The organism is Deinococcus aquatilis DSM 23025 (genome assembly GCF_000378445.1).
Lineage (GTDB): Bacteria > Deinococcota > Deinococci > Deinococcales > Deinococcaceae > Deinococcus > Deinococcus aquatilis.
This window is the reverse complement of record NZ_KB899734.1, coordinates 40,030-46,029: the sequence shown is the minus strand read 5'-3', so window position 1 is coordinate 46,029 and position 6,000 is coordinate 40,030. Positions and strand designations below refer to the sequence as shown.

At 60.5% G+C, this 6,000-nt stretch carries 8 protein-coding genes; all 8 read right to left on the bottom strand.

Going from position 1 to position 6,000, the window contains the following annotated elements:
* Nucleotides 1-215, bottom strand: a 215-nt coding sequence (locus F561_RS28030) for a transposase (RefSeq protein WP_157451949.1), incomplete at its 3' end; no start/stop codon positions are given.
* A 4-nt stretch (nt 216-219) separates the two neighbouring features.
* A complete protein-coding gene (locus tag F561_RS29035; protein ID WP_157451992.1) occupies nt 220-471 on the bottom strand; it encodes a hypothetical protein in 252 nt (83 codons plus the stop codon).
* An 87-nt stretch (nt 472-558) separates the two neighbouring features.
* The gene (locus F561_RS0118285) at nt 559-1,680 is read right to left on the bottom strand and encodes an LptF/LptG family permease (RefSeq protein ID WP_019011413.1); all 1,122 of its coding nucleotides are present in this window, start codon (nt 1,678-1,680) and stop codon (nt 559-561) included.
* On the bottom strand, nt 1,665-2,726 hold the full coding sequence (locus F561_RS0118280) for an LptF/LptG family permease (RefSeq protein WP_019011412.1): 1,062 nt from the start codon (nt 2,724-2,726) through the stop codon (nt 1,665-1,667). The genes F561_RS0118285 and F561_RS0118280 overlap by 16 nt, the downstream gene beginning before the upstream one ends.
* A gap of 114 nt (nt 2,727-2,840) precedes the next feature.
* Complete coding sequence (ddrC, locus tag F561_RS0118275) at nt 2,841-3,542, bottom strand: DNA damage response protein DdrC (protein ID WP_019011411.1); 702 nt, start codon at nt 3,540-3,542, stop codon at nt 2,841-2,843.
* Between the two features lie 292 nt (nt 3,543-3,834).
* On the bottom strand, nt 3,835-4,368 hold the full coding sequence (locus F561_RS0118270; RefSeq protein WP_019011410.1) for a macro domain-containing protein: 534 nt from the start codon (nt 4,366-4,368) through the stop codon (nt 3,835-3,837).
* A 10-nt stretch (nt 4,369-4,378) separates the two neighbouring features.
* Entirely contained in the window at nt 4,379-5,092 is a 714-nt protein-coding gene (gmk, locus tag F561_RS0118265) for a guanylate kinase (protein WP_019011409.1), read from the bottom strand.
* A gap of 168 nt (nt 5,093-5,260) precedes the next feature.
* Entirely contained in the window at nt 5,261-5,692 is a 432-nt protein-coding gene (locus F561_RS0118260) for a hypothetical protein (protein ID WP_019011408.1), read from the bottom strand.
* Nucleotides 5,693-6,000: the final 308 nt, after the last annotated feature.

The following is a 6,000-nucleotide window of genomic DNA, read 5'->3' as shown; positions in this document are numbered from 1 at the left end:
CGCTCATTCCACTCTTGAAAACGCTCGAAACAGGTGGATTTGGGCGGATAGTCCGGCCGGGGGAGTTGCGCCCACTGCGCACCAGTACGCAACACCCATAGGATGCCTTCAAGCAGCTCTTGGTCACCCCGCCGCGGACGTCCGCGGCGGGTCTGCTTCTGAGGGGGAGGAAGGAGGGGGGCGAGGATGGCCCATTGCTCGTCCGTCAACCGCATTCATTCAGGATGCCAGTCGTCCTCGCCTCGCTACCGTAACCAATTTCCGGATGATCTCTAAACCCTCAAGAATGACTTGTCCTGCTCCGCCTGTCCAAGCACTAGGAGTGACGCTTATCTTACCTGCTGCGTCCAAGGTGAGCTTGCCTTCCACCACGGTTCCATCCAAGTTTTTCGCTTCAGGAGCCTTGAACATGTCGCAGGACGCGAGAGCGAGAGGGGCAAGAACCAACAGTCCAAGAGTGATTTTTTTCATACTTTAAGTAGCCTATCGGACTGTTACTGTAAGCGAGGCTAATACGAGCATTCGTATAGACATAAATTTTACAATATGGTTTCTGGTTCAGCGCCGTCCCGCCATCCGTAGCAGCACCAGCCCCGCAAATACGGCGATCAGATCGGGGGCATAGGCGGCCAGCAGGGGCGGCACGGCTCCGTTTTCGCCCATCACGCGGAAGACGCTCCAGGTGGCGTAGTAGGCAAAGCTGAGCAGCAGCGCCCACACCAGCCCCACGTTCAGGCCACTGCGGAAGGTGTACACAGCGAGGCTGACAGCAAAAAAGGCGAGGGCTAAAGCTGCCAGCGGTTCGGCAAATTTGCGGTGCAGAGCAGTAAATTCGGCGGGGGCGCGGATATTCTGGGCGCGGTAGGTCTGGGTACGCGCCAGCAGGTCGGGCAGGGGCAGATAGATGGGCTTGAGCTGCCCGCCGTTGTCTTCAAAGCTGGCCTGAACGTCCTGCACGGGCAGCGTGCCTTTTTCAAAGGTCAGCACGGTCACGGGCCGCGCATCCTGATAGGTGATGCGTTGGCCGTTTTCCAGCTCGAGCACGTTGCTGCCGGGTTTCAGGCGGCCTGTGCGGGCGGTGATGACCTCACGCGGGGGTTGACCGATCTGCATGGTCACGATTCGCAGGTCGCGCAGTTCTCCGCCCGCCTGCACGCTGCCGATGCTGATGGCGCGGTTCAGGGCGTCGCGCAGCACGAGGCTGTCCTTGCCCACCTCTCCCAGCCCGATCACGCGGGGATTGTCGAACACGATTTCGCGCTGCACGGTCTGGGCCTGCACCTTGGCACGCGGCACCAGCGTTTCAGCCACCACAAACGACAGCACAGTTACGCCCGCTGCCAGCGCCAGCACGGGCCGGAACAGCCGGGAAGCTGGAATGCCCGCCGACAGCGCCGCCTTGATTTCCGAATCCGAGGCGAGGCGCGACAATCCCTGCAAGGTGGCGAACATCAGGGCAATCGGCAGCGCCCGTGCCACGGCTTCCGGCACGTTCAGGGCCAGCAGGCGGGCCACCAACAGCGGATTGGCTCCCTTTGCCAGCAGCGGCGCAATGGCATCTTCCAGCGCGGCCAGCACCAGCAGCACAATAACCACCACCAACGCGCCCACCAGCGGCGGCAGGATTTCCTCCAGAACATACCGCTCGAACCGCTTGAGTCCTATCACCGGAGCCGCCACGCCAGCACGCCCGCCACAACCAGAAACACCAGATTGGGAATCCACGCCGCCAGATTGGGGTCGATGGCTCCGGCGCGGGCCAGTTGCGGCACGGTGGTCCACAGCACATAAAAGCTGACGATGAAGACCAAGACGGTGGCAAAGGCAGCGGCGCGGTTGCGGATCAAAAGGCCCAAAGCTCCAGCGGCCAGCGCAAACACAATCGGCGTGACCGGATCGGCCAAACGGGAGGCGAGCTGAAACTGGATGTCGCGGCGTTGCGTGGGCGTCAGGCGGTCATTGCCCTGTGCCAACTGTGCACGGAGGGCCGGGGTACTGACCTTTTTGGCTTCGGGCGGCGGCGGGGCCAAAGTATCGGCTTCCGGCACAGTGATGGGCTTGGTCTGTGCCTGTGGATTCTGTCCGGGCCGCACGATCCACGCGCCCGTCAGCGTCCATGTTTTGGCGGTGGTGTCCCAGGTGCCGCTTGGCGCGGTGATGGTTTCATCGCCCCGCTGCACCATCACGCCCTGAAGTTGCGCCACCGTGCTGCCTGCATCGTTGCGAACCCGTCCGGCGTAGTACAGCGCACCGGGTTCGGCATAGGTGTACTTTTCCTGTGTGGGCTGCGGCGGAAGCATGCCGTAAATCTTGTACCAGGCGTTGTCCCAGCGGTCCAGTCCGGCGGGAACCACGTATCCGGCGTTCACAAAGGCCAGCGCTCCCACCACGGCAAAGGGCAGCACCAGCGGCCACACCAGACTCAGGGGCCGCACACCCGCCGCGAACATGGCTTTAATCTCGCTGTCTTTTTGCATCCGTGAGAAGGCCAGCAGCACGGCAAAAGGCACGGCCAGCACCAAAGCCCGGTTCAGCAGCGTCGGCAAATATCCAGCAAATGCGCCCGCCGCCTGCCCAAAACTGGCGTTGTAGGTCAGCAACCGGCCCACGGTGGTGCTCAGGGCATCGGTCATCTGCAAAATCAGGAACAGGGCGAGGCCCGCGCCGTACCACCCCAACACCTCACGAAAAACAGAACGGGGCAACAGAGACGGCACAGGCGGCATTCTAGCGGCTGAGTGCATGAGAGATGGCGGAAGTGGGCTGGTATGCCCGGATAAAGCCCAATGAAAGAAGGCAGGCCAATTAGACTTCTTGGTCTGCCTTCTGGATTGAACGGATTAGCCCGCTTGCGGAGCCAGCGGCGCGTCCCACAGGTGGCGCTCACGGCGGGCCACATGCTCGTGCAGACGCAGAATTGCGGTGTTGCCGTGTGCCCCGTGATCCTGAATGGCCCGCTCGGTGGCCGTGTCCACATACGCCATCCGCAGCAGTTCGGCGCTGCTGAGGCCATCGCGGGTCTGCTTCACACCACGCTCACGGCGAATGGTGGCGCTGTCGGTGCCCAGCACGCTGCGGTTGCTGATGCTGCCCAACTGTCCGTAGACATTGCCCTCGCCGCCGTGCCGCGCCACGGTGCTCATCAGCGTGCGGCGGGCGTCGGTACTTTCCAGGCGTGCGGCCAGCCAGCGCCGCGCTTCGGGGTCGGGGTTGCGCTCGGCAATCTGGGCACTCAGGCGCACATCGCCCTGCATGGCACGGGCCAGTAGGGTCTGGGCACGCTTGCGCCACCGCTTGGCTTCGGGTGTGGTCAGCACAAAGGCGAGGCGGGCAAATTCGTCGGGGTGTAGCGTGGCTTCCGGGCCGACGCCAAAGTCCCGCTGAGCGCTATGAAGGTCGTGCTGGGCGGCAAAAGTAGTCCAGTCGGAGACGGGCACAGTCAGGCCCAGTTGCAGGAGGGCGGTGGGGGCGTGCAGCAACCCATCCGCGCTGGCGGGCAGGCGCACCGTACCAAATTCCAGTGTGTTGGGGAGGCTCTTCATACGTATATATTAGCATAGATTATGTTTTTAGCATAACAAAACGGGCGGAAAATCACCAATCTGATCCAACGATAAAGGGCAAGTTTTTGACGTCTGGAACGGCGTTCTTGAAATCATCTCGGTGCCGATCTTGAGGTATGTGCCCAGAAGCTCCAGATGCCAGAGATCTGACTCTTCAACGTTCGTTCAGGGCGTCCAGCCAGAGCGGAGAGCCTAGATGTGAACAGCAAAAAAAGCCGCCCTCTCGGACGGTGTTGAAAAGAATATAGCGCGGTATGCAGGGCCAGTCAAGCTATGCATTCGGATTCTGGGCGGCGAACTTCTCCCACGCCCGCTGAAACACATGAAGATTCCCCACGTCATACAGCACCAAGCGCACCCTCAGGTCTGGACGTTTCGCCAACACTTCGGCAATGGCGGCGAGGGCCACAGGCGCGGCTTTTTCAACCGGGTAGCCGTACACGCCCGTACTGATCGAAGGAAACGCCACGCTGCCGCAGCCGTGTTCCAGTGCCAGGCGCAGGCTGTGGCAATAGGCTCCGGCCAACAGTTCAGCCTCTCCCGACTGCCCGCCGCGCCAGATGGGGCCAACCGCATGAATGACGTATTTCACGCCCTGCTGCGCCAATCCGAAGGCGGGGGTAATGACGGCGGTGCCTGTGGGTGTGCCGCCCAGTGGCCGAATTGCCCGCAACAACTCTGGCCCTGCGGCGCGGTGAATCACGCCGTCCACGCCCCCGCCGCCCATCAGTTCCTTGTTGGCAGCCGTCACCACAGCGCAGGTGGTCTGCGCGGCAATATCGCCCTGTACCAGTTCTAGCGGCATCAGTCCTCCTTTAGCTGTTTACGACCTGTTCCAGATCGGCGGCGCTCAGGCCGTCGCTCCGCACCGAAACGGCCAATTCCTGCGCGGCGCGGTCTTCGGGGGTCCAGTGTTCTTCGGGAATTTGCCGCGCCCGCTCGAAGCGTTGTACGGCCTGCAATTCGTGCAGGGCGCGGTTCAGGTCGTCGTTCACGATCACGTAGCGGAAGGCGTGCGCCTGCGTGATTTCCTCACGGGCACGCAGCAGGCGTTTTTCTATGCGTTCAGGCGTCTCGGTGGCCCGGCCTTCCAGACGGCGGCGCAGTTCGGTCAGGCTCGGCGGCATGATGAACACCAGAATGGCTTCCTCGCCCGCACGGGCCTGAACCTGCATGGCCCCTTCTACCTCAATTTCCAGCACCACGTCCTGGCCACGGCTCAGGGCCGTTTCAATAGGTTCTATGGGCGTGCCGTAGCGGTTGCCCACAAAAGCGGCATGCTCCAAAAAGCCGTTGGCAGCGGCTTTGGCTTCAAAGGCTTCAGGCGTGACGAACACATAATCCACGCCGTCCTGCTCGCCGGGGCGGGCGGTGCGGGTCGTCCATGAGGTGGAATAGAACACGTCCTGGCCGTCCAGCCAGCGTTCGCGGAGTGTACCCTTGCCCACGCCTGACGCGCCCGTCATGACGATCAAGAGGCCTCGGCGGGCAGAAGAGGAAAGGGCAGGAGCGTCAGACACGGCCATCATTGTCAGGCAGGATACGCGCCCCTGACACCAGAGGAAAGGGGCAAAACGGATACGATGCCAAAATGCCGCCAGTCACCTGTGTTCTGCCAATAGACAACGCAAACAGGGTGGATGCTCTTTTAGCGTCCACCCTGTCAGTAAAATTAAATAATTGAACAGCCGTGAGGCTTACTTGCGCTTGCCGCCCTTGCTGCCCTTGGCCCGGCTGTTACCCAGAGCCTGACCTTTTTCATAGCTGGCCTGCATTTTCTTGCGGGTTTCTTCGGCCATTTTCTTAAAGTCCACCAGACCGGATTCAATCGCTTCCACGCTGGGCTTGATATTGCCGCCTTTGCGTGCAGCAGCCAGATCACGGTTGGTCTGGTCGAACCAGGCTTCAAAATCAGGCGTGATTTCAAACAACATCTCTTTGGCGTCGCGTTGGTAGGTACCTTCTGCACCACGGCGGCTAAATTGTTTGGGCATGGTGAAGCGTTCAGGCATATACGTGGCATCAAATTTGCCCTGACGTACAGCATCGCGGAAGAGTTTTACAAAGGAGTCGCTGCGCTGTGGATTGCTGAGCTCATGAATCTGCTCGCTGAGTTTCTTGTAAGTCATCTCGGTAATCCTCCGGGGATTCAGTATGGACGTTTGGCCTATACGTTGTAAAGCCCCCTTTTCGAGTGGAGTTGTGTGTAAAGAGCTTGTTTGCACCAGCCAAAGCCAATAAATCTCTCTCTGAACGTACCCAAAGGTTATATGAGGATTTGATTTAACGTAGGACGGATTCTGTGGCCTTCACAAAAACGCAATCCTCTCTTCTCGGAAGTGATGGTCAAAATTTCCAATCAACGCGCCCCTCTGGAAGGTTGAAGGCCGTTCTGAACGATGAAAATTTGCATGGTCTCATGCGGCAACCGATGTCT

What these genes read in the sequence shown, in the direction of transcription:
- gmk (WP_019011409.1), bottom strand. Translation starts at nt 5,092, where the DNA reads ATGATGGCCGTGTCTGACGCTCCTGCCCTTTCCTCTTCTGCCCGCCGA.
- F561_RS29035 (WP_157451992.1), bottom strand. Translation starts at nt 471, where the DNA reads ATGAAAAAAATCACTCTTGGACTGTTGGTTCTTGCCCCTCTCGCTCTC.
- F561_RS0118260 (WP_019011408.1), bottom strand. Translation starts at nt 5,692, where the DNA reads ATGACTTACAAGAAACTCAGCGAGCAGATTCATGAGCTCAGCAATCCA.
- F561_RS0118280 (WP_019011412.1), bottom strand. Translation starts at nt 2,726, where the DNA reads ATGCCGCCTGTGCCGTCTCTGTTGCCCCGTTCTGTTTTTCGTGAGGTG.
- ddrC (WP_019011411.1), bottom strand. Translation starts at nt 3,542, where the DNA reads ATGAAGAGCCTCCCCAACACACTGGAATTTGGTACGGTGCGCCTGCCC.
- F561_RS0118270 (WP_019011410.1), bottom strand. Translation starts at nt 4,368, where the DNA reads ATGCCGCTAGAACTGGTACAGGGCGATATTGCCGCGCAGACCACCTGC.